Origin of the sequence: Haloferax massiliensis (genome assembly GCF_001368915.1) — an archaeon.
Classification (GTDB): Archaea; Halobacteriota; Halobacteria; order Halobacteriales; family Haloferacaceae; genus Haloferax; species Haloferax massiliensis.
This window is the reverse complement of sequence record NZ_CSTE01000001.1, coordinates 240,136-262,600: the sequence shown is the minus strand read 5'-3', so window position 1 is coordinate 262,600 and position 22,465 is coordinate 240,136. Positions and strand designations below refer to the sequence as shown.

The window sequence follows — 22,465 nt, the reverse complement described above, 5'->3', positions numbered from 1 at the left end:
GCCTCGGAAACGCGACTCGTCCCTTCGACACCTCTGCGGTCAGTCGTCGTCCCGCTTCTCGTCGGTCGTAATCATCGATTCGCGGATGTCCTGTAACCGCTCGGTGCCGCGGAGTTCGGACATGTTCACGCCCAGCGCGTCCGAGTCCTCGTCGGTGGCGACGCCGCTCGTGAGGATGCTCCGGACGCCCTCCTCGACGGTCATGTCGATGTCGTACACGTCGTCGGCGGGGATGTAGGTGAGCAGGCCGCCGGTGACGGGGTTCGGCGCGAGCGGGAGGAACATCGAGACCATCTCGCCGTGGCCGGTGGACTGCTCGATGGTCGCGGGAGAGCCGCCCGTCTGGAAGCCCAGCACGTACACGTCGTCGTCGAAACACTGGACGAGCTTCACGTCCTGGAACTCGTCTGCCCCCTCGTCGAGGACAACGTCGCCCATGCGGCGGAAGCTCTTGTACACCGTCCCGACGCCCGGAATCGACGAAATCACGAGGTCGAACACGCCGATGATCTTCTCGCCGTACTGGTTGCGGCCGACGGTCCCCACGACCGCGACGATTCCGAAGAGGACGAGCAGCGCCACCAACTCGGTGAAGAAGTCGACGACGAACGAGTAAACGCCGAGTTCGATGAGGAGGCTGATGAACTCGACGCTCTCGAAGCGGCTGATGACGCCCGCCCAGCGAAGCAGGTCGATGAACGGTTCGAGGGCGTCCCTGACGAAGTCGATGCCGACGCGCAGGACGTACAGCGTGATGACGATGGGGATCATGATCGCCACGCCCGTCAGCAGGGTGTTGTAGGCTCGTTCGTACAGCGATTGACCGGTCTCTTTGGCGCTCACGGCGAGTGTGCCCGGCGAGCGCGGAGGGTCAGCGGAGGACACGCCCGGTGGTTCATGTGGCTCGTACAAATAGTGTCGGCAATCGAACTGTCCGGATTTCCGAGACGCGCTTCGGCGCGGACGCTCGCGAGCGTTCGGAGGCGAGGCGAATCCGTCACGGGCGACGAAAACGGGGACCGCGTGTGGGCCGGCCCGAGTATAACCGTGAGCGACGACGCAAGGCGGGACGGTGGCCCGTGCCGTCCCGAAGGCGGGGTCAGGAGACGACTTCGAACCGACCGACCGAGAGGTCGAGCGCGAGCTGTTCGCGCGGGTAGACGAACTCCTCGTCGCCGTACGTCGTCCGGACGGTCCCGTCTTCGATTTCCACCACCGTCTGTTCCGTACACAGCGTCGAATGCCGGATAGTCGACCCCTCCGTGATCACGTGCGGGGCGACCTCGATTGCTTGTGCCATCGTTTCGCTAGCGGGCGTCAAATAGTATAGTTCTTTCGCAGTTCACGACATTCGGTGAGCGAATGTGGCTATATAGGGGTATTGACGGTTTGATTGTACACTTTCCGTTCCGGACGGTTTCGAACTGCCGGTCGCGGCTCCGACTCGGCCGGACCTCGCGGGGTCCGCCGACTGCGCCGCGGAACAATCGCGGTCGAATCCGGGCGTCGCCGCGCGTCTGTCGGCACTCGCGCGATTCGGCCCGCACCGTGAGTCGGTTGTCGCCCGCCGCGTCAGCCGCGTTCGAACGGGTCGCGCTCGGGGAGTTCGTCGTCGAGGACGGCCGCCACGGCGTCGACGAACGGGTCGTGCGCCGACAGCGCCTCGCGGAGCGCCTCGTAGTAGGCGACGGTGTCGCCCGCGAGGAAGTGCGAGTCCACCCGCCAGAGCGTCCGCCCAGTGCCGAACTCGCCGGCAGGGAGGTCGTCGTGTTCGCCGCGCGCCTCGTCGAGCGCCGCGACGAGTCGCTCGCGGAGCGCCGCGTACGGCGAGTCGCCGGAGAAGTCGGCGTCGCCGTGGACGCCGTCTTCGAGGTGGAGTTCGAGCCGGAACTGCCCGCGTTGGAGGGCGCGCGGCGTCGGGTAGTGCTCGAAGTGGAGGTCGTAGCCGCTGTCGCGGCCGCGCTCCCACGACGTGGGCGTGACGCGCCCCCACGGCTTCCCCGAGTCGAGGGCGTGCCACTCGTGGCCGCCCGCCGGCGGCGACGCGCGGAGGTAGTCGGCCCACTCGTACTGGAGGACCTCACGAGCGAGCTTCGCTACGGCGTCGCGGGTCGCATCGACCTGCAGCTCGTAGTCGAGATAGAAGCTCGTTTCGTCCGCGGTGTCCGGGCCGTTCATACCTCTCTGCTAGACGCCCACACGGATAAAGATTCGACACAGGCTCCGCAGAGCCCGCGTTCGCTCAGTTCTCGCGTCGCACTCGGCGTCCGGCCCCGAGCAGGAGCGCCGCGATTGCGGCGACCGCGGGCGCGACGCCGAAGCCGGGGACCCCGGTCGCCGTGGTCCGAGTCTCGGTCGTCCCGGTCGCGGACTGCGTGTCTGTCGCGCTGGCGGTCGTCGTACCGTCGTCGGCCGTCGTCGGACTCGCGGGCGACGCGGTGGACGTTGGCGACTCCGCCGCCGACTCGGTGGTCGCGGGCTGGTCGGTGTCGTCGTCGGTGTCGTCGTCCGCGTCGGCATCGTCGTCGGTGTCGTCGTCCGACTCGTCGTCATCGCCACCACCGCCACCACCACCACCACCGCCACCACCACCGCCGCCACCGCCGGTCGATTCCGAGACAGAGAGGTCGAGTTCGGACGTGCCGGTGACGGAGTAGTTGTTGCCGTCCTCGTCGCCGAGTTTGGTCACGGACACGTTGAGCGCACCGTCGGCGGTGGTATCGGCGGTCTCGACGGTGACGGACGCGACCGCGACCGTTCCGTCGTCGTCGGTGTCGAGGCCGACGACGCGAAGCGACGCGACCGTGCCGTTCTCGTCGTACGACGTGTTCCTCAGTTGCGGGTCGGCGTTGTCGGGGGTGGTGAGTTCGGCGATGCGGCCGACGGCGTCGTCGTCGAGTCGGACCGTCAGGTCGTACGCGCCGACGCCGCCGTCGACGCTGTCGACGACGAGGTCGAACGTCCGCGTCGAGTCGGGTTCGACGGTCGCCGCGTCGGTGCCGAAGCCGACGGTCGTGTCGGTCGCGGCGACCGCGGGCGGCGCGACGGCGCTGAGACAGACGACCGCCACGAACACCGCGACCGCGGGCGTGTTCGCCTCAGTCATCCGTGGTGACGAACAGCCACTGCACGTCGCCCACGTCGACCCGCCCGTCGCCGTTGAGGTCGAACGCGGGGGTGCTCGCCTGGACGGCGTCGGCGTCGCGGTTCACGAACAGCGCCTGCGCGTCGACGATGTCCACGCTCCCGTCGCCGTTGACGTCCTCGAAGGTGCCGTCGCCGTCGGGGTCGGCCATCGCGTAGCCGTTGCCGGTGAGATCGCCGGGTTCGACGTTGACGGGTCGGTTGTCGATGCGCGACACCGCGTAGGCCGTCCCGTTGGGGTCGTAGGTCGCGGCGGGCGTCAGTTCGAGGGCGGTCGACCCGCCGAGCGCGACGCCCTTGACCGTCACGGTGGCGAGGACTTGCGAGCCGTTCGCGTCGCCGTCGTCGGCGTCGACGCCGGCGGCCTCGATGCGGACCTCACTCCCGTCGTCGCTGATATTGACCGCCGAGAATCCGGGGTCGTCGCGGAACTGCACGTCCGCGATGCGGGCCACGCTCGAATCGCCGACCGCGAGGGTCAGTTCGTACGCGCCGACGCCGCTGGCGGCGTCACTCGCGGTGATGTCGAACGCCCGGGTGTCGCCGAGGGGGACGGACTGGCCGTTCGAGCCGACCGCGAGCGCGACGCCGTCGGTCGGTTCGGGCGTCGGGTCGGGCGTCGTCGCCTCGCCGTCGAGGTCGACGTTCAGCACCGCGGAATCGAAGTTCTCGTACCGGCTCGAATACGCGCTGTCGGTGTAGTCGACGTAGAGGTCGACGCCCGAGTCCGGCGCGGTCACCGGCGTCCCGAAGGCGTCGAGGTCGCTCGTCGGCACCGAGACCGTGACGGTGCCGCTCGCGCCGTCGTAGGCGACGTTCGTCGCCTCGACGTAGCCGCCGCTTCGGTCGGCGAAGGCGGCGGTTCCGCTCACGCCGGTCACGCGCGATGGTGCGTCGATGGTGACCGTCGTCCGGCCGTCGCCGCTCGTCACGTCGACCGCGTCGGCGTCGACCGTCGTGTCGACCCGTCGCATCCGGTCGTCGGATTCGGTGTCGACCTCGGCGGCCGCGACGGTCGCGCGGTTCTGCAGGTAGCCGATGACGCCGTCGGCCATCGTCGTCTCGTTGTAGACCGCCACGCGCGGCTTGTCGGCGAGCGGGTAGCCGCTGCCGCCGTCGGCGATGTAGGAGTTAGTCGCCAGCGTGTACGTCGCCGAGTCGTTGACGGGTTCGCCGTTCACCGTGAGGTCGCGAATCGTCGCGTCGCCCTCGCCGGGCGACGAGCTATCGCTGTGGGGCACCCACTCGAAGGTGACGCCGCTGACCTGCTGTTGGGTCTGGGTGCCGTACTGGTTGTCCATCTCCAGCGGCGTTATCTGGCTCTCGACGACCTCGCGGAGCTCCGCGCCGGTCAGTTCGACCACGACGATGTGGTTGCCGAACGAGAGCGTCGAGGTCACCATCCCGCGGGTGACGTTGAACTCCTCGCCCGCGGCGTAGTCGCTCGGATAGAGCGTGTCGCGGATGCCGCCGGCGTTCGTCACGGCCACGTCGGCACCGGTGTAGCCGCGGACGCCGTCGGTGACGAGGTGGCCCGTCGCGGAGTCGTCGGTGTAGCTGGAGCCGACGCCCGTGTGCTCGGGCATGACCGCCGTTGCGAGTTCCGTGTCGAGGTACTCCTCGCGGAGCGGGTTGATGTACGCCTGCCACGAGTCGTTGCGCGGTACGTCGGTCGTCACGTCGACGAGTTCGCCGGAGGCGTCGGTGACGCTCCCGTTATCGACGGTTAGCTCCATCCGCATGATGGCGTTTGCCTTGCCGGTGGTCTCGCCGATGAGGACGCCGTTCGTCGTCTGCGGCGGGTAGCGCCGTTGGTCGTCGCCGGAGACGAGCGCGTCGATGCCGTCGACGTTCCGCGCGAGGTCCTTCGAGTCCGGGATGCCGACCGGAGCCAGCGCGACGACCACGTCGACGTCCTCCTCGTTGCGGAGCGTGTCGACGGTCCGCCGGGCGGCGGTCGTCGGGTCGACGACGGTGTAGCCGTTGCGCTCGATGACGCCGTCGGTCTTGGCGTTGATGGCCTCGTCGGTCAGCCCGAAGAAGCCGACCCTGACACCGCCGCGTTCGACAACGGTGTAGTTCTGCGTCCCGGGGAGATTCTCGCCCGTCTCCTCGTCGACGACGTTGGCGAGGAGCCACGGGTAGGTCGACTCGTCGGCAACGGCCTCGAAGACGGCGAAGTCGTTCGTCCCCGCGTCCTCGTCGTAGTCGAGTTCGTGATTCTGGACGACTTCGGCGTCGGGATCGATGAGGTTCATCGCTGTCACCGGCGGCTCGTAGCCGTGTTCTAGGTCGTCGTAGTTTCGGAGGGCATGCGGGCTGAGTTCGTCGCCGCCGCCGGCCACGAACACCGGCCCGGAGGCGTTCGCCCGCTCGCGATTGATGAGTGTAATCATCCGGCCGAGTTTGTCGTCACCGGAGCCAGCGGCCGCCTTGCCGATGTCGTTGAAGCCGACGAGCGTGATGGTCGTCGCGTTCGTGCCAGCGGTGTCGTTACCGGCGTCGCCGTCGGCCCCGTCCGACTGGAGCGTGGCGGTGGTCACGTCCGCCGGGACGGACGCGTTCGCCACCGACTGAACGTTCGAATCGAGTGCGCTCGCGTCTCCGGCCGCGACGCCCGCCGCACCGGCGGGGAGCGTCGCGGTCGTGAGTACGACCACCAGCATTGCTGTTACAGTACGTCTGAAAACTGTCCGTGATGTCATGTGCGCAAACACAACAACCCGCACCGAGGCGGATGTGATAACCGCTGGTAAGACTGATATGTTGGTAACCATACTACAACATACTGACGTGTCCGACGCGCTGCGGTTCGTCTTCGGGCCGGCGGGGCGAACGCACCGACTTCACCGCACGTCGAGCGACGGGGGCCGGGGGACGCCGGCGGTACTCGGCCGGGAACGTGTCCGGCAATATGAAAGTAAGATGAGTTATAATAACTGAGAACCATCAGTAAATCGAGAAAACACCGAAGAGGGAATCGACGACCCGCCCGACTCGGTCGGGAGAGGACGCGCCGGCATTCGCCCGAGAATCTCGCGAGGATACGTCCGGCGTCGACTGCGCGGTCCCGACCCACCGGCAGTTGCTCAACGAATCGGCGTTGGGGAATTCGGAATACGTCTTCTCGCCGTCGAATCCGCGGATAGGGGCAGAAGCGGTCCGAATCGACTGCGAAAACAGCGTCGGAAGACGGACGCCTTCGCAGGCTCACTCGGTCTCCTGTCGAACGTGCTGGCCGCGTGACCGGCGTATCTACCGGGACCGCACACCGACCTCGATGAGCGCGCTTCCGCTCGACGTGCGACGTACGCCACCGCCGAACTCCCGGGTTATATCACTTTCCAATTATGTGATGAATCCGGAGACGACTCGCTCGCCGCTCGCGGTAGAGCGACGTATCGGTGGGCGTCTCCCGTCGCGCCGATACTCGCCCGGCCGATTCACTCGGCCCCGCCGTCGAGCGCGGCGCGCGCTCGCGTTCGAACGTCGGCGGGGGTCGCCGCCGACGCGTCGCGTCGGGCCATCCGCCCGGTGACGAGGTCGAGGAGGTCGAGCGCGGTCAGCACGTCGCGGACCTCGGCGCGGTCGAGTCCGAGGCGACGCTCGACTTCGTACAGCGTCTTCGCGCCCGCGACGGCCGCACACACGTCCGCCGTCGAGCAGTCGAGCGAGGACACCGACGCGGGAAGCGGCGGGAGGTCACTCGCGCCGGAGTCGTCCTCGGTCACCGCAGGCGTCTCGTCTGCGTCGACCGCGTCGGTCCCGGCGTCTCCGGTCGGCCCCGCAGTCGACGCCGGCCCGACTTCCGCGTCGGCCTCGGCTCGCGTCTCACGCTCCGTCCCCGCCGAGTCCGCGGTGTCCTCGCCTCCCGGTTCGGCCGACGGCTCAGGCGCGGCCGCGCCCCCCTCGTCGGCGACGCTCGGCTCCGGGGTCCGCGCCTCGTCGCCCGCGTCGCTCGCTCGGCTCGAAGACGCCGTTTCGGTCGACGGGCCGTAGGACTCCGGTTCGTGAATCCCGCGTTGAATCATCTGGTTGCGGACGGTCTGCGGGGTCACGTCGACGCCGAGAGCGGCGGTCATCTCCTTGAACGTCTCGCAGGCCTCGTAGGCCTCCCGAAGCCGAACCGGGTCGTGATGGGCCGGTACCGCGTCGGAATCCGGCTCCGCGTCTGTGTCCGCTTTTGCGTCCGCCTCCACCGCTGGCTCCGCCACGGTGCTGGCGTCCGCGTCGGTCTCCGTTTCCGTGCTGGCGTCCGGGTCGGTGCTGGCGTCCGGGTCGGTGCTGGCGTCCGGGCCGGTGCTGGCGTCCGTCTCCGTCTCCGCGCCCGCCTCGGTGGCGTCGTCCGCCGACGCGGATGCACCCCGGTCGCTCTCCGGCGTTTCGCCACTCTCTGTCGGGACTTCGGACTCCATCGTCGGCGGCGACGCGCCGGGTCCGACAGCCGCGTCGACCGCCGCGTTTCGCGTCCCGGAGCCGTCGGCCCGGGCGACCAGTTCAGTCGGCTCGGAGTCGCGTTCGGAGTCGCGCTCGGCCGACGCCGGTTCCGGGTCGGCGTCTCCGCCCGGCGGGGGCGCGAGCGCCACGTCGAGTTCGAGTCGAAGCCGGCCGTCGGCGACCGACGCCGCCGGCGACGACACGGAGAGCCGGTTCGGGTCGACCGCGCACTCGGACGCGAGGTCGTACGCGACGGTAACCGAAGCCAGGACACCGTCCGCGGCCGATTCGCCGTCGCTCGTCAGTTCAAGCTCGCAGACCGCTCCCGTCGTCTCCGTAAACTGTTCGAGAACCGCCGTGAGCTCTCGGACGTTCCTGACCACTTCCATATGATGATGTCAACTGTGTCACATCGCATATAATTTATTGCCGTCGGGCTCATCTAGTAATATATATTCTATACAGACGTCCGCTCGCCTCCGAGGCGAGTGCCCCGGGACGGTCTGGGGCGTTCTGTCGTCGGACGTGACTGTCGCCGTAGCTGTTTTTATCACTGTGACGCGACACCACAGACGTATGGACGTGTCTCCACTCCACGGTATCGCCCCGTTTAGCGCGGAGCGGCGTGCGATGCGAATCCTGCTGGTCGACGATAACGAGGCGATGGTGGAGCTGTCCGCGACCTTTCTCGAACGCGAACTCGACGACGTCGAGACGGAGACGTACACCGAGCCGGGACCGGCGCTCGACGAACTCACCGACGGGGAGTACGACTGCGTCGTCAGCGACTACGACATGCCGGGGATGGACGGGCTCGAACTCCTCACGGCGGCGCGCGAGCGGGGCATCGATCTCCCGTTCGTCCTCTTCACCGGCAAGGGGAGCGAGGAGATCGCGAGCCGCGCCATCTCCGCCGGCGTCGACGAGTACCTCCAGAAAGGCGGTCCCGAGGAGTACCCCGTCTTGGCGAACAAGGTCTCGAACCTCGTCGAGAAGTACTGGGCCGAGACGCACATGCGACGCGGCTTTCTCGCCATCGAATCGGCCGAGGAGGGAATCGGCATCATCGACGACGAGGGCGTCTACCAGTACCTCAACGAGGCGTACGCCGCGCTCTACGACCGCGACCGGGCCGAACTCATCGGCGAGCACTGGGACGTCCTCTACCCGGCCGACGAGGCCCGGCGGTTCCACGACGAAATCCTCCCGCAACTCGAAGCCGAGGGGTCGTGGCGGGGGTTTTCGACCGGCGTCACCAAGGGCGGCGAGGCGGTTCCCGAGCGCCTCGTGCTGACGCAGATGGACGACGGGGGACACGTCTGTATCGTTCAGGAACTCACCGAAGTCGACGCGCTCCGGGCGGAAGTCGAACTGAAAGACCGGGTGCTCGACGCCGTCGGCGTCGGCGTCGTCGTCACCGACCCCTCGCTGCCCGACAACCCCGTCGTCTACGCCAACGAGGCGTTCGAGACGCTCACGGGCTACGACGCCGAGTCGGTGACGGGGCGCAACTGTCGGTTCCTCTACGGCCCCGAGACGGACCCCGAGACGGTCGCCGCGATTCGGGCGGCCGCCGACGCCGGCGAGCCGATTTCGACGGAGATTCGAATCTACGACGCCGGCGGCGAGCCCGTCCGGGCCCGTCTCGATAGTCACCCGATTCGGGACGACGACGGCGCGGTCGAGTTCGTCGTCGGCTTCTACCGCCCGGCCGACGTCGACGGCGCGGGCGACGCGTTCTCGTCCTGATTGGCTTTCGTCGCGGCCGCCGACGATATACTGGAAACGGTGGGGTGTCCGCCTCCCGCGTGAGTAAAAAATACGGTCGCGGCGGGTACTAGCCGCGCCCGTGTCCGCCCACGCTCGACTCTATCAGGTCCTCGCCCTCTCCGCGTTCGGCTTCGCGGCGTACCGGTGGTTCCACGGCTCTCCGCTCGTCGCGGTTGGTTGGACTGTTGTCGGACTGTGGTATCTGTACGCGCTCTGGCGGGGAGTCGACCAGATCGACGAGTATGCCGTCGATACGTGACCGCAAAAAACCGGCCGGCCGCGTTCGGACTGTCTCTACTCGTCCGAGGCGCGCTTGAAGAACGCGAGCGCCGCGCCGAACAGCGTCAGGTTCTGGAGGAACGACGTGAGCTCCTCGTCGCGGGCGTCGTCGTCGACGGCCCAGAAGTCGTGCATCGTCGGCGTGACGCCGGCGAAGAACGCCGCGACGCTCGCGGAAGCGAGTTTGGGGAGCTTCCAGAGGCCGATACCGAGGCTGCCTCCGAGGAGCAGACCGCTCGCGGCGGGGACGAGCCGGTCCGCCTCGGGGACGCCCTTCGCCTCCGCGTAGGCGATGCGGCCGTCGAGGTCGGTCAGGTTGCGAATCGCCAGGACTGCGAGGCCGCTCGCGAAGAGGGCGCGGGCGAGCCGCGATGGCGCGTTGCGTTCGGATTCGTCGGGGGCTGTCATCACCGTTTGAAAGCGGACTCAAAATTATAAGGGCTCTGTTTACGAACCGGCCGATGCGTTTTTACCGCTCGCCGTTGCGTCTTCGAAATTCGGGCGCTGTTTCGCCGTCGCGCGCGAGTTGCAGTGTGGCCGTCCCCGGCGGCGTCGATGGATGCGTTTCTCGTTCCGGACGGGGAGTCCGACGCGACCGAGGACGCGACACGTTCTCGCCCGGCATCACCATTATTGTCTCTTGGCGTTATCTATCGTCGCGTATGGTCTCATCTCGTGACGCGCCGCGTTCACTCTCGGAGCCGGCGTCTATCGACGTCCTCTACGTCGAAGCCGACCGCGACTTCGCGGCGCTCGTCGCGTCGCAACTGGAACGCGAGCGCGGGCGATTCACCGTCCATACCGAGTCGGACCCGCGGGCCGCGCTCGACCGGATTCGGAGCGGTGACGCGGCGTTCGACTGCGTCGTCTGCGGCTACGACCCGCCCGACCTCGACGGTCTCGACGTGTTGTCGCGGGTCCGCGACGAGTTCCCCGAACTGCCGTTTATCCTCTTTACCGAACGGGGACGCGAGGAGATAGCTGGCGAGGCGCTCGCCGCGGGCGCGACCGGGTACCTGCGGAAGGGCGATGACGCGACCCAGTACCGACTCCTCGCCACCCGCATCGAGAACGCCGTCGAGCGCGTCCGGTCCGCTCGGGCGTCGCCGGGCGAGGCGCTCGAAGCGCGCCTGTCGGTGAGGTCACGGGCGATGGACGAAGCGCCCGTCGGCATCGTCCTCACCGACCCCCACGCGGCGGACAACCCCATCGTCTACGCCAACGAGGCGTTCGAGACGCTCACGGGCTACGACGCCGAGGAAGCAGTCGGGCGGAACTGTCGGTTCCTACAGGGCGAGGCGACCGACGAAGACACCGTCGCCGAACTGCGGGCGGCGGTCGAAGGGCGCGACCACGTGACGGTCGAACTGCTGAACTACCGCAAGGACGGCACCCAGTTCTGGAACCGCGTGCGCATCGCGCCCCTGTTCGACGACGACGGGGACATCGACTTCTTCGTCGGCTTCCAAGACGACGTCACGCCGCGGAAGGTCTACGAGCGGACCCTCTGGGCGAACACCGCGCGGCTCGAAGCCCTGTTCGAACACTCGCCGGACCTCGTCGTCGTCCACACGGACGACGGCACGATCCGAGACGTGAACCAGCGGATATGCGAGGAACTGGGCTACAGCGAGGCGGAACTCGTCGACAAGACCATCTGGGACCTCGACCCCTCGTCGGACCCGGCCCGTTCGCGGTCGTTCTGGGGGGAGCTACCACCGAACGAACCGGATCGGTTCGAAGGCGAACTGCAGCGCCGCGACGGCACGACGTTCCCCACCGAGGTCCACCTCATCCAACTCAACGTCGCGGGCGAGGACCTGTACGTCGCGATGATTCGGGACATCACCGAGCAGAAGCAACGAGAGGTCGAACTCGTCGAGCAAAACGAGCGGCTCGACCGCTTCGCGAGCGTCGTGAGCCACGACCTCCGCAACCCGCTGCAGGTCGCGATGGGCCGACTCGACCTGCTCGCGGACGACTGCGACAGCGACCACGTCGACGCTATCGACCGCGCGCTGGAACGCATGGACGACCTCATCAGCGACCTGCTCGTGCTCGCCCACGACGGCGACGACGCCATGGAAATCGAGCCGGTCGCGCTGTCCGACCTCGCGCAAGCGTGCTGGCGAAACGTGGTGACCGGCGACGCCACGCTTTCGGTCGAGACCGAACTGGTCCTCGACGCCGACGCCGACCAACTCCAGCAACTCCTCGAAAACCTGTTTCGAAACGCCGTCGAGCACGGCTCGACGGGCAGTCGGGATTCTCCCGACGACGCCGTGGAACACGGTTCCACGGGCAACCGGACTGCGTCCGGTGACGCTGTAGAACACGGTTCTACAGGCGACCGAGACGACTCGCCCGACCGCGGGGCCGGCGTGACCGTCACCGTCGGCGAGACCGACCGCGGGTTCTTCGTCGAAGACGACGGCGTGGGAATCCCCCCTGAGAACCGCGACACCGTGTTCGAGGCCGGCTACACCACGTCGTCGCAGGGGACCGGCTTCGGACTGAACATCATCTCGCAGGTCGCGGCCGCACACGGCTGGGAGGTGACGGTCTCGGAGGGGTCCGAAGGCGGTGCGCGGTTCGAGTTCCGCGTCGACTGAGCCGCCGCGTCAGGCGTCGCTGTCGCCGAGGTCGAACTGCCCGTTCTCGGAGACCGCGTTGAGGACGACGCTCGTGTTCGACTCCCGAATCGGGGCCTCGCTCAACAGCGCCTTGATCTGGCGGTTCATGTCGTCTGTGTTCCTGAACTTCCCGACCGCGAGCACGTCGTAGTCGCCGGTGACTTCGTACACCGAGACCATCTGCGGCTCGTCGGCGAGCAGTTCGGTGACCTCCGAGAGGGCGCTCCCCTCTACTTTGAGATGCATGACGGCGGTCACGTCGTAGCCGAGCGCGTCGTAGTCGACGCGGGGCGTGTAGCCCTCGATGATTCCCTCGTCTTCGAGGTCTCGCAGGTGGTTCGAGACGGTCGTCACCGACACGTCGAGTTCTTCGGCGAGGCTCCGGAGACTGCGCCGCCCGTCTTCGAGGAGTGCGTTGATGAGGTCGGAATCGAGGTTCTCGTAGGTCATCTCCGGATCTTTTGCGTGTGATTGTCATTAATCCCCCGGTCTAAATTGACGATTCGGTGAATCGTCGCCCAGTCGCGTCCGGAAACTAGGTCGCACGGTCGTCGAGCGCTCCGCCGGACGCGTTCAATCGCTGACGTACCCGTCGGCGAACGCGCTGGCTGCGCACCCGAGCGCACGGCGCGACATCACCCGTGGTAGACTTCGTGTTGCCACAGCAGGGAGCGAGCGACGGCGACTCCCCACGTCACGGCGTCTTCGAGGGTCGTCCCCTTGCGGGTCGTCTCGACGATATACCCCGGGAGTCGCAAGTCGCCGTACGCTTTGTGGACGAACAGGGGTCGCGACCCGCTGAGCGAACCGCTCCAGTCGAAGTCGTAGTGCGACGGGTACGCCGAGCGGTCGATGTAGCAGTCGTTGACGTAGTCGCAGGCGTTGCCGGCGTTTTCGGGCGTGGCAGGCGTCGAGAAGACGGCCTGCCCGACTTTCCCGTCGTATCGGTAGATGCCGCTGGAGCTGTGGAGGTCGACGACCACGTCGGGGTCGTGCGACTGGAGTTCGTCCCAGAGCGCCCGCGCGAGCTTCGAGGTCGGCTCGGAGCCGGTGGGGAACTGGCGGTTCAGGTCGCCGTCTTCGGTGTACCGCGCGCCGATTTCGATAGCGGGCCTGTTGGCGCGGGGGACGACGACGAGTTTGCCGCCGGTCGGGCGAAGGTGTCTGAGTTGGTCGGCGGCGTGGTAGCCCTGCGGTTCCTCGCCGTGGACGCCGCCGACGACGAACGCGGTCGGGCCGGGCTTGCCGGACGTACTCGCGGACGACGTCTTCGAGGTTGTGCTGGACGAAGTACTGCGAGGAGTCCGACAGGAAGTTGACGTAGACGACGAGGGTGGGGTTCTCCTCGTCGGTGCCCATCGTCGGGTAGAGTCGGTCGCGGAGATACGGTGCGGTCCCGACGACGCCCGGCGAGAACGCCGCGGCGGCGTCATCGGCCGCGCCGAGGAGCGCCGTCCCCCCGGCAGCGGTCGCAAGCGAGCGACGGCCGAGCGCCCCTCGCCCCGACCCGCGAGTCGCAACTCGTTTGGCCGACCTGTCTGGATTCTGACGGAGGGATTTGAGGTACTCGTGCACGGTGTTGGCACCTGTCTCCATAAACGAATATGAACTGACAAATAGGTGCTGGTACTGTGCGATAAATCGAACAATCTCCCACTACAGGCCGATACTATGGTTATCCACACATATCAGAAAAATATTATTAATCGACGCCACATTCCTTTTGTCATGTTGGCCAGTAGTAATTATTGCGTGGACGTGTAATGTCGGAAACAGCATCGCGAATCCGCGCCCTGCCTACCGAGCGCACACCTCGTCCAGAATGAGCGCGTCCCGCGCGATTCCGCCTGGACGGGTGAGCGGCAGGAGAGGCACCCAGTCGACGCCGCCGGCGGCCCGACGACGTAGCGTATCGAGCGCGCGGCGATGGGCCGCTGACCGACTCGCGCACATCGCGTGCCCAGTCTCGGGTCCACCGCACGCACCCACCTCCCCATCGACCAATGACAGACTCCTCAGATAGAAACGCAGCACGTACGGGACTCCCCGTGAACCGTCGGGACGTTCTCCGAAGCATCGGTTTGGCAGCACTGTTGTCGTCCGCGGGGACGACCGCGACCGCGACGCCGACGCAGACCGAGGGTGACGCCGCTCCAACCGAGGCGACGCCGCTCAGCGAGTATCGAGAGAACGTCGTCTGGTACCGCACTGGCGACAAATCCGGCCGAGAGAAGTTCAGAGCGGCCGTCTCCACCCCCGACGGCGGCGTCACGACGCTCGGCCTCGCCACCACGTCCGACGGCGGTGCGGAGTCGTGGCAGTACACCTGGGACGCCGACGGTGAGACGCGGTGGACGACCTCCCACGGTCAGGCCGGGTTCGACGTCGCGTACGGCGGTGCCCGAACCGCGACCAACGGCTACGTGCTGTGCGGAGCAACGCGGGGTCGCTGCGCCCAACAGATGTACGTCGTCGAGACCAACCGGAACGGTCGAGAACGGTGGACGCAACGGTTTCAGATCTCCTCGACCGCGGACGACCGCGCGAACGACGTCGTCCAGACGCCCGACGGCGGGTTCGTCGTCGCCGGAACCTCCGGCGGCCGCGCCGCGCTGGCGAAACTCGGCTCCGACGGCGCGGTTCGCTGGACGCGGACGTACGCGGGCGGGACGCGCACCGAGATCGCGTCCGTGACCCGGGCCCAAGACGGGTTCACGCTCGCGGGGACGCGCACGAGCGACGACGACACCACCGAGTTCCTCATGGTGCGAACCGACGCGGCGGGACGCGAGCGGTGGCGAACGTCCTACGCGGCGAACGAAGACAACCGCCTCGAAGAGTGCATCCGGGTCGACGGCGGCTACGTCCTCGCGGGGACGACGGGGGCAGCGGACGCCTTCACCACCGACGCGCTGTTCGTCAAGACCGCGGCCGACGGCGACGCGGTCTGGACGAAGACCCACGGCGAGGACGGTCAGGAGTTCACCGCCGACGGAATCGTCGCCCTCGAAGACGGCTACGCCGCGGTCGGAACCCGAAGCGTCGACGTCGTCGGCCCGCAGATGTGGCTCAACGGACTCGACGGGAACGGGAACCGCACGTGGACGTACACGTTCGGGACCGAGCGCGCCGAACAGCCGCACGCAATCACGGCGATGGACGCGGAACACCTCGGCATCTGTGGCTCTCGGAACCCGCCTCAACGACGCGACGAGTACGACGGCTTCGTGGCGAAAGTGAGACTTCCGAAATAGGCGCAGTGGGGACTCACGACCGACTATCGCAAATGAAGCACAGATCACGGCACATTTTTCTAATCAGAATTTTATTAGTTTTAATCAAAATGTATAAAGTGTTTTAAACTTCATGAATACAACAATGTATCGATGACTAACACGAATCCGGGTCCACCGACCGACTCGGACGACCCGCCGTCAGAGCGGTCTGACACCGACGGATATCTGGGCTCCACGTTGCCCCTGAGCCGTCGCGGGTTCCTGAAAGCGTCGAGTGTCGGCCTCATCGGCGCGTTGCTGTGGAGTTATCTCCCCTCCGCGACGCCGTCGTCGCGGAAGACGCGGGCGACGTTCTACACCGACCGGAAGCGGCGGGCCGCCCGCGAGAACATCGACTCGCACGACTGGGCGCGGGCGAGACGCGACGGCGTCGTGTCGGCCGCAAACAAACTCCTGGACCAGTTCTCGCTCGACGACCTCTGGGAGTACGTCGGCTCACAGCACGTCCCTCGGACGGCGTGGCTCGCCGAGGGCACGGCGGGGAGCTACCCGTGGTCGAGCGCCTGGGCACCGAAGTCGCCGGCTTCGGGGGCCTCCTACGCGGCGAAGCCCGGTGCAAAGTGGAAGATATCCGACCGCGAGTACACGCTTCCGACGAACGACTTCGAGGCGTATCGCCGGAGCGGCCTCGACGAGACGGGCGCGTTCGACCCGTCGCTCGCGGACCGGTCGCTCCTCGTCAACGAAGAACACCCCGAGATGGGTCCGAAGTGGGGCGTCGACGACGGCCTCGGCTGGGTCGACGAGAACGGCGACCTCGGCGACCCCGGCGTCCGGTGGACGCCGGTCGGGTGGGCCCACCACTGGAACGTCATCTACGGCATGCGCTCGATGCTCGACAACCTCTCGCACGCCTACCTCTACACCGAAGACCAGCGGTACGCACGCGCCGTCGCGGTGCTTCTCGACCGACTGGCCGACGTGTATCCGGACATGAGCCTGCAGGAGACGGTGTACTTCGACGACGGCGGGTACACGGAGGTAAACGGGCTTCCGAACCCGACCCACGGCGGGACGGGGCAGGGCAAACAGATCGGGTCGATTTGGGAGTCGTACTGGGTCAAAGCCGTCATGAAGGCCTACGACGCCGTCTTCCCCGCGCTCGACGTCGATTCCGAACTCACGCGCTTTCTCGACCGGAAGGCGACCGAGTACCCCTCGTTGCCAGCGAAGGACACCACGGACGCCGTCCGGTCGAACATCGAATCGGGGTTCATCAGGCAGATGCTCCCCGGCGTCAAGCGGGCGCAGATACGCGGCAACTTCGGGAGCCACCAGCAGACGGTGGCGCTCTCGGCGGTCGTTCAGGACGACCGAGACGGCTACACCGACGAGGCGCTCGACTTCCTGTTCAAAGCGGGAACGCTCGAAAAGGAAGACGACGGCACGGCGTTCGGCCGCTGGCGTCTCACCGGCGGCGAGGTGCTGTCGAAGCTCCTCGCCGACTTCGACCGCGACGGCTTCTCGAACGAGGCGAGCGTCCACTACAACAGCCTCGTCGCTCGGGCGTTCGAGGGCACCGCCGAGGTTCTCAACGGCTACGACGGCTATTCCGGTGCCGACCTGTATCGCACTCCGCTCGTCAGTCAGGCGTTCGAGACTCAGTCGCGGCTGACGTTCCTCAATCGGTACGTTCCGCGTATCGGCGACACCGCCGGGACGGGCAGTCCGGGGTTCGACGACATGATTCCCACGGCCACCCTGATTCGGGCGTACGTGAAATACGGGGGCGAAGGCCTCGTCAAGTGGCTGTATCACCGAAACGGGAACTCTGACGCGGGCCTCCGAGGCGACATCTTCGACCGGAACCCCGAGCAGATCGACTCCGCGCTCCAGACGGCGCTGGCCGCGACCGGGCCGCTGGACCTCGAAAGCACACAGCTCGCGGGTTACGGGTTCACGGCCCTCCGGGCGGGGTCGGCCGCCGACGGGACGGGGCGCGGGGTGTGGACGTACTACGGGCGGAACGCGTTCGGTCCGGACGACGGCTACGGGACGAGCCACTGCCACCGCGACACGCTCAACCTCGGCGTGTTCGGCCACGACCTGAACCTCTCGCCCGACCTCGGCTATCCGGAGGAGACCGGCGACTGGCCGAAGCGGTGGCACTGGACCGCCAACACGGTGAGCCACAACACCGTCGTCGTCAACGAGCGACAGCAGGACCGGCAGTGGGTCGCCGCCCCGAAGCGGTTCGACCACACGGACCGCGTCCAACTGTTCGACGTCGACGCCGCCGACGTGTACGAGGAGACCGACCGATACCGCAGAACGACCGCGCAGGTGACCATCGACGAGGCGAACTCGTACGCGGTGGACTTCTTCGCCGTCGCCGGCGGGACCGACCACCACTTCAGTTTCCACGGCCCGCCGACCCCGGGCGACCGCGTGACGTACGACCTTCGAGACGGCGTCTCGGAGTTCGTCGCCCGCGGCGGTGCGGGCGGCATCGAACCCTCGCGGGACGCCGCCGTCGACGGGTCGTGGTCGATACGCGTCTTCGACCCCTCCGACGAGTCGCACGACTGCCGTGGGCTGTCCGTCGCCGCGGGGTCCGACGCGGAGGCGCGGGTGTCTATCAACGCACAGCCGACCGGGACGGAGGCCTACTGGCAACACGTCCAAGCCATCTACCTCGGCCAAGACGAGCGCGGTCGGCACGTCTGCGCGGGCGTCGGCAACCACGGTTCGGGTGACGACCCGCGGCTCGGGCTGTTCTACCCCGAGGCCAACACGTGGGCAGCGTCCACGTCAATCGACGGCTGGAGGAAGGGGTCGTGGTACTCGCTCACCGTCTCGACGGACGGGACGACCGTCGACGTCGCGCTCGAATCGCCCGACGGTACGACCCGCGCACGGGGGACCTACGAGTTACCGAGTGCGACCGACGACCGGGTCGGCATCTTCGGCGGACTCGGGACGCGCCAGACGGGGAGTCTCTACTTCGACGGGTTCACCGTCGACGGCACCGCGGTCGAACTCCTCCGGACGGAGTTCGAAGAACAGTCCGGTGTCTCGACCGAGCGGCTGCACCTCACGCCGCAAGACGGGGGGACGTACGCCGGTCGAGACGTTCCGAAGCCCGCCCCCGGGGAGCAGACGGAGTACGACGAGCGGGTCGGTAACGGCTTCAACTACCTCTCGGAGGTCGAGCGCGACCCCGACCCGGGCGACCGGTTCAGCGTCGAGTGGAACGCCCTCGACTACTGGGACGTCCGTCCGGCCGACGCCGACCCCGTCCGGATGCGCCTGACGATGCTGACGGCGTGCGACGACGTGGCAATCGCCACCGGCGACCCGCCACAGCGCTGGAACAACCCGGACTCGCTGAACTACCTCCTCGCCCACCGACGGCCCGAACGCGGCAGTTCGGTCTTCCGGTCAGTTATCGAATCGTACGAGGGCGAGCGAGCGATTGCCGACGTGACCGCCGTCCCCGTCGAGAGCGACGACCCGACCGCCCGCGCCGTGCAAGTCGAACTGAACGACGGCCGGACGGACTACGTCCTCTGTGCGACCGCTCGTCCCGACGGCGAACCGACCCAGCACACCGTCGACGGCGTCTTCTCCTGCGACGGCGCGTTCGCGGTCTACTCCGTCGACGACGCGGGGAATCACGAACACGCGTACCTCGTCGACGGGTCGTCGCTGACGGCCGACGGCGAGAGACTCATCGACCAACGGCCGCGTATCGAGGGGACCGTCGACGGCTTCACTCGAAGCCTCTCGCTCGACAACGAACTGCGCGTCAGCGTGTCGAACGGGCCGCTCGACCCCGGGCGCATCGAGAGCGCGGTCGGCTCGTGGGTGTACGCCGACGCGGTCGACGGCCGAAACGGCGCGTACGAAATCGTCGGCGTCGAGGACGCGACGAGCGCCGGGGCGACGCTCAAACTCGGCGAGCGGACGACGGTCAAACAGTTCCGCGACCCGAGTAACCCGGACGCGGGCTACGAGTACGTCCTCGAAGAAAACGGGCGGTTCGTCATCCCGCTGAGCGCCACGTGGTCGGGGTAGGAACCCGTCGGTCGCCCGCTCGCCGGCACGCGGACGCCGCTTCGCCGACGGGCGTCGCAGTGGCGGGCGCTAGCGTTTCAGTTCGAGAATCCACTCGCACTTCCCGCAGGGCGTCTTGCCCGTCCGCTTGGCCTCGCCGCGCGTGACCTCGACGAAGTGACCCTCGCTGTGGCCGCCGCAGACGATTTCGCCGTCTCCGTCGAGTTCGTGATACGCGTAGCCGCCGGTGTACGCGCCGTTGGGCGTCGTCGCGACGCGGTCGTCGTCGTCGCGGGTGTCCTGTGCAGCGAGTTCGCTTCGCTGCTCGCTCGTGGGCTTCTGGTCGATATGCTCTCGCGTCGGCATCCGTGACTGGTACACTCGCCCGCCGGCATATGTTCATTACGGCCACGAAAAGTCGTGACAGACCGTCACTACCCGTCGTTTAGCCCGTGTTCGGCGTGTCCGGCGTCACCGGCCTCGCCCGCCGACGCCGTGCCCGCACCGGTCGCCGCCGTTGTCCGCGAATGACTGCTCATCAGAGTCGCTCGTATGCTGCGAGGACGCCGAGAGACCACACGAGTACGCCCCCGATGTGCGCGAGCGAAATCGGTCCGGTCACCGCTGACCCGACGTACCAAAACGGGCCGCGGGCGTGCCGAGAACGACGGTGATGGGGCGTACACCCAGATCGCCTGCTTGACCTGACGAGCGTGCCGCGTTCGGACATCTCGTACTCAATCCACTCCGACCTATCCCCACTCCAGATTCAGCGTGGTCGCCCGGTTTGCAAACTCCTCGTCGTCGATTTCGCCGCGTGCGTACTGCTTTCGAAGGTCTTCCATGGCGCTGTCGGCTTCCTTCGGGGTCGTCGTCTCGGTCCCGCTCGCCCGTATGCGACTGACGTACACGAGACTCAGACCCACGAGTACGACCAGGAGGATGATACCGACCGCGAGCCACCAGAACCCCATGCTTCCGGCGGCTGTCGCGCCCCCCGCGGCAGCCTCGTGGCCACGGTGGGGGCCCATCGGACCGTGTCCACCCCATTGGAGTATGACGGTCGCCGTTTGCATCATCTTTCTCACCTCTACGTAGTGGTATACTCACAGACCGTATCAACTCACGTCGTGATTGTCGCTCGCTGGGAACGCTCCTGTCCAGTCGTCCGAACTGCTGTCGAACAGACCCCTCTAGTCGCAGGACTGATTCGGTTCTGCTGTTCGCTGTTGTTGTTTCTCATCCGCGACGACGGACAGTCGCGTGTTTCTGTTTCATGCGCTGTGCGCGTTGTGTCTCGCGCCTTCGAAGCCGCCATGTGCTGTGAATCAGCCGTCGACGAAGTTCTCAATGAGAACCGCTCCGGCGAGGTACACCGGAAACAGGTACAGAATCGCCATCACGGGGAGCACGATGAATATCGACGTGTGGCTGTCGCCCGTCTCGTATACCTGTGCGGCTAACAGAACGACTATCAATCCGAGGAACAGGTCCGTCCGGTCCATGTTGGCTCGTGGGCGAGCAGTCTGTTAGTTGTGGTGTGTCCGGGACCGCTGTGTTCCGACCCACGAGATACGCGTCGCCAACTCCATTTGACTTCGAAGGCGATTGCGTACACGCTGGGAACCACGCCGACGCGACCGCCTCACCCACGATGAGCGTGGTTACTCTGGTCCCAAGAGCGATTCCGAGGATAGACCCGTCTGTCCTGCTCACACATCGTATCTACCGACCGTTGGGCACGGACCTTGACGCTGTCGAGTGGTTTCGCTCGTCGCGTGCGGTGTCCTCGTGAACGGCTTCTAGTGGTGTTACCATGTCACGTTAGTTATCTGATGGCGATGGCGACGAACCGCTTTCAGCGTCTCGACCGCTGGCTCAGTGACCTACCTCAGTGGCAGTACGCTGCCTGTACGGGATTGGTCGTGTTCGCCACCTCCCTCGGTGTTGGAGCGTTGCTCGGTGCCGCCGACCTCGTCGAAGCAACGACGATGGGGTCATCATCGGCCTCTGGTTCGCCGTCGTTGAGGTCCGTGACTGAGTGGTCGGTTTGTGTTGCTTCGTCAGTCGTGACGAAGCACTCCAGCCAACAGATAGACACCGGCCCCGAGTATCACTGTGAGGAATACGACGAGGATGAACTGTGTGAGTGATGTCACAGCGATACCTATCAACGCTACCGCACTCACCACACTTCCTGTTAGTATTCGCGCAATCTGTGTCGCCTGAGCTACCTGTTCGCGAGTGTCGTCACTCCGTGTGTTCTCCTCAGTAGACATGTGTTCGGTCGCACCGTCTCGTTCGGATCGGGTGCGTCTCCTATTGAGATCGTTGTGCGAACGACACATAAGCAATTGGTCAAGAATTTTGCCGCTTTCCAAGTGGGGTGTGGTGGTTCCCGAGTCGTGCTTCATTTCGTCACCAACACGACAGGGGATGTCTCAGTCTCGCTCAGGTCAACTCGTCATAGACAGCAACCGAGAAGTGAGCATAAACGTTGACGTACTACTGCCGATAACCGCGGCGAGGAGTTCGGCTGCCACGAGTGACAGTGGCGATAGTAGTGGGAGACAATAATTATCATGGTCTAGGAACTAGCTAACAACGAGACACCACCGTAGGTCCGTCGGAGGGCTTGGAGACTCCATGTGCGAATCCATAGCGGGTCTCGTATATGACCCTGAGTAAACATTTTCACCCCGGAAATCTGATCACCGGCCTGAATTCGCTCGTGGGGTTACTCATGGAAGATTGAAGGGTAAAACCCTGCTCTTCAGGGCGGGGAGGATGTCAAGGGGAAGCCACGCCATCTGTGGGGATACCACACTGAGAATCCGATTTGAGCGAAACGCGCGTCAAACCGCAAGTCCATACTTCGTTCGAGTGATGGGCGAGTCGCTATCGAGACGT

The 22,465-nt window shown here is 66.4% G+C and carries 17 protein-coding genes; 5 read left to right on the top strand and 12 right to left on the bottom strand.

Annotation, left to right across the window (positions count from 1 at the left end; genetic code table 11):
• Window positions 1-39: 39 nt before the first annotated feature.
• From BN996_RS01165 to BN996_RS01140, 6 genes are all read right to left on the bottom strand, one after another.
• Entirely contained in the window at window positions 40-843 is an 804-nt protein-coding gene (locus BN996_RS01165) for a DUF502 domain-containing protein (protein ID WP_089777289.1), read from the bottom strand.
• 256 nt (window positions 844-1,099) lie between these two features.
• Window positions 1,100-1,300: a hypothetical protein gene (locus BN996_RS01160; RefSeq protein ID WP_089776808.1), complete on the bottom strand. Its 201-nt coding sequence runs from the start codon at window positions 1,298-1,300 to the stop codon at window positions 1,100-1,102.
• A gap of 272 nt (window positions 1,301-1,572) precedes the next feature.
• Window positions 1,573-2,178 (bottom strand): acetyltransferase, encoded by a 606-nt coding sequence (locus BN996_RS01155; protein ID WP_089776807.1) that lies wholly within the window; start codon window positions 2,176-2,178, stop codon window positions 1,573-1,575.
• Window positions 2,179-2,242: 64 nt separating this feature from the next.
• Window positions 2,243-3,106 carry a hypothetical protein gene (locus tag BN996_RS01150; RefSeq protein WP_089776806.1) on the bottom strand — a complete coding sequence of 288 codons (864 nt, stop codon included), beginning with the start codon at window positions 3,104-3,106 and terminating at the stop codon, window positions 2,243-2,245.
• Entirely contained in the window at window positions 3,099-5,804 is a 2,706-nt protein-coding gene (locus BN996_RS01145) for a 5'-nucleotidase C-terminal domain-containing protein (RefSeq protein WP_226908676.1), read from the bottom strand. The genes BN996_RS01150 and BN996_RS01145 overlap by 8 nt, the downstream gene beginning before the upstream one ends.
• Window positions 5,805-6,587: 783 nt before the next feature.
• Window positions 6,588-7,970: a DUF8073 domain-containing protein gene (locus BN996_RS01140; protein WP_089776805.1), complete on the bottom strand. Its 1,383-nt coding sequence runs from the start codon at window positions 7,968-7,970 to the stop codon at window positions 6,588-6,590.
• A 187-nt stretch (window positions 7,971-8,157) separates the two neighbouring features.
• Here BN996_RS01140 and BN996_RS01135 point away from each other — a divergent pair, with 187 nt between their 5' ends.
• Window positions 8,158-9,330 (top strand): PAS domain-containing protein, encoded by a 1,173-nt coding sequence (locus BN996_RS01135; RefSeq protein ID WP_089776804.1) that lies wholly within the window; start codon window positions 8,158-8,160, stop codon window positions 9,328-9,330.
• Between the two features lie 315 nt (window positions 9,331-9,645).
• Here BN996_RS01135 and BN996_RS01125 read toward each other — a convergent pair whose 3' ends face one another.
• A complete protein-coding gene (locus tag BN996_RS01125; protein WP_042665133.1) occupies window positions 9,646-10,038 on the bottom strand; it encodes a hypothetical protein in 393 nt (130 codons plus the stop codon).
• Between the two features lie 254 nt (window positions 10,039-10,292).
• On the opposite strand from BN996_RS01125, the gene BN996_RS01120 reads away from it, so the two are divergent.
• On the top strand, window positions 10,293-12,242 hold the full coding sequence (locus tag BN996_RS01120) for a PAS domain S-box protein (protein ID WP_089776803.1): 1,950 nt from the start codon (window positions 10,293-10,295) through the stop codon (window positions 12,240-12,242).
• Between the two features lie 9 nt (window positions 12,243-12,251).
• Here BN996_RS01120 and lrp read toward each other — a convergent pair whose 3' ends face one another.
• Window positions 12,252-12,713 carry an HTH-type transcriptional regulator Lrp gene (gene lrp, locus BN996_RS01115; RefSeq protein ID WP_089776802.1) on the bottom strand — a complete coding sequence of 154 codons (462 nt, stop codon included), beginning with the start codon at window positions 12,711-12,713 and terminating at the stop codon, window positions 12,252-12,254.
• A 185-nt stretch (window positions 12,714-12,898) separates the two neighbouring features.
• Window positions 12,899-13,696 carry a M14 family metallopeptidase gene (locus BN996_RS01110; protein WP_226908675.1) on the bottom strand — a complete coding sequence of 266 codons (798 nt, stop codon included), beginning with the start codon at window positions 13,694-13,696 and terminating at the stop codon, window positions 12,899-12,901.
• A 648-nt stretch (window positions 13,697-14,344) separates the two neighbouring features.
• Here BN996_RS01110 and BN996_RS01105 point away from each other — a divergent pair.
• Together BN996_RS01105 and BN996_RS01100 are read left to right on the top strand one after the other, a co-directional pair.
• Window positions 14,345-15,517: a PQQ-binding-like beta-propeller repeat protein gene (locus BN996_RS01105; protein ID WP_139043086.1), complete on the top strand. Its 1,173-nt coding sequence runs from the start codon at window positions 14,345-14,347 to the stop codon at window positions 15,515-15,517.
• Between the two features lie 132 nt (window positions 15,518-15,649).
• Window positions 15,650-19,576 (top strand): heparinase II/III domain-containing protein, encoded by a 3,927-nt coding sequence (locus BN996_RS01100; RefSeq protein ID WP_089776800.1) that lies wholly within the window; start codon window positions 15,650-15,652, stop codon window positions 19,574-19,576.
• A gap of 69 nt (window positions 19,577-19,645) precedes the next feature.
• Here BN996_RS01100 and BN996_RS01095 read toward each other — a convergent pair whose 3' ends face one another.
• The 3 genes from BN996_RS01095 to BN996_RS19915 all read right to left on the bottom strand — a co-directional run bounded on the left by BN996_RS01095 (window position 19,646) and on the right by BN996_RS19915 (window position 21,060).
• On the bottom strand, window positions 19,646-19,921 hold the full coding sequence (locus BN996_RS01095) for a hypothetical protein (RefSeq protein ID WP_089776799.1): 276 nt from the start codon (window positions 19,919-19,921) through the stop codon (window positions 19,646-19,648).
• A gap of 386 nt (window positions 19,922-20,307) precedes the next feature.
• Window positions 20,308-20,586, bottom strand: coding sequence for an SHOCT domain-containing protein (locus BN996_RS01090; protein WP_226908674.1), 279 nt, complete (start codon window positions 20,584-20,586; stop codon window positions 20,308-20,310).
• Window positions 20,587-20,883: 297 nt separating this feature from the next.
• A complete protein-coding gene (locus BN996_RS19915) occupies window positions 20,884-21,060 on the bottom strand; it encodes a hypothetical protein (RefSeq protein ID WP_167344086.1) in 177 nt (58 codons plus the stop codon).
• A gap of 330 nt (window positions 21,061-21,390) precedes the next feature.
• On the opposite strand from BN996_RS19915, the gene BN996_RS01085 reads away from it, so the two are divergent.
• Window positions 21,391-21,708: a hypothetical protein gene (locus BN996_RS01085; RefSeq protein WP_089776797.1), complete on the top strand. Its 318-nt coding sequence runs from the start codon at window positions 21,391-21,393 to the stop codon at window positions 21,706-21,708.
• Window positions 21,709-22,465 lie beyond the last annotated feature (757 nt).

Coding starts and splice junctions, on each gene's coding strand:
- BN996_RS01150 (WP_089776806.1), bottom strand. CDS start 3,106: ATGACTGAGGCGAACACGCCCGCGGTCGCGGTGTTCGTGGCGGTCGTC.
- BN996_RS01100 (WP_089776800.1), top strand. CDS start 15,650: ATGACTAACACGAATCCGGGTCCACCGACCGACTCGGACGACCCGCCG.
- BN996_RS01090 (WP_226908674.1), bottom strand. CDS start 20,586: ATGGGCCCCCACCGTGGCCACGAGGCTGCCGCGGGGGGCGCGACAGCC.
- BN996_RS01155 (WP_089776807.1), bottom strand. CDS start 2,178: ATGAACGGCCCGGACACCGCGGACGAAACGAGCTTCTATCTCGACTAC.
- BN996_RS01125 (WP_042665133.1), bottom strand. CDS start 10,038: ATGACAGCCCCCGACGAATCCGAACGCAACGCGCCATCGCGGCTCGCC.
- BN996_RS01140 (WP_089776805.1), bottom strand. CDS start 7,970: ATGGAAGTGGTCAGGAACGTCCGAGAGCTCACGGCGGTTCTCGAACAG.
- BN996_RS01095 (WP_089776799.1), bottom strand. CDS start 19,921: ATGCCGACGCGAGAGCATATCGACCAGAAGCCCACGAGCGAGCAGCGA.
- BN996_RS01085 (WP_089776797.1), top strand. CDS start 21,391: ATGGCGATGGCGACGAACCGCTTTCAGCGTCTCGACCGCTGGCTCAGT.
- BN996_RS01160 (WP_089776808.1), bottom strand. CDS start 1,300: ATGGCACAAGCAATCGAGGTCGCCCCGCACGTGATCACGGAGGGGTCG.
- lrp (WP_089776802.1), bottom strand. CDS start 12,713: ATGACCTACGAGAACCTCGATTCCGACCTCATCAACGCACTCCTCGAA.
- BN996_RS01120 (WP_089776803.1), top strand. CDS start 10,293: ATGGTCTCATCTCGTGACGCGCCGCGTTCACTCTCGGAGCCGGCGTCT.
- BN996_RS01135 (WP_089776804.1), top strand. CDS start 8,158: ATGGACGTGTCTCCACTCCACGGTATCGCCCCGTTTAGCGCGGAGCGG.
- BN996_RS01110 (WP_226908675.1), bottom strand. CDS start 13,696: ATGACGCCGCCGCGGCGTTCTCGCCGGGCGTCGTCGGGACCGCACCGT.
- BN996_RS19915 (WP_167344086.1), bottom strand. CDS start 21,060: ATGGACCGGACGGACCTGTTCCTCGGATTGATAGTCGTTCTGTTAGCC.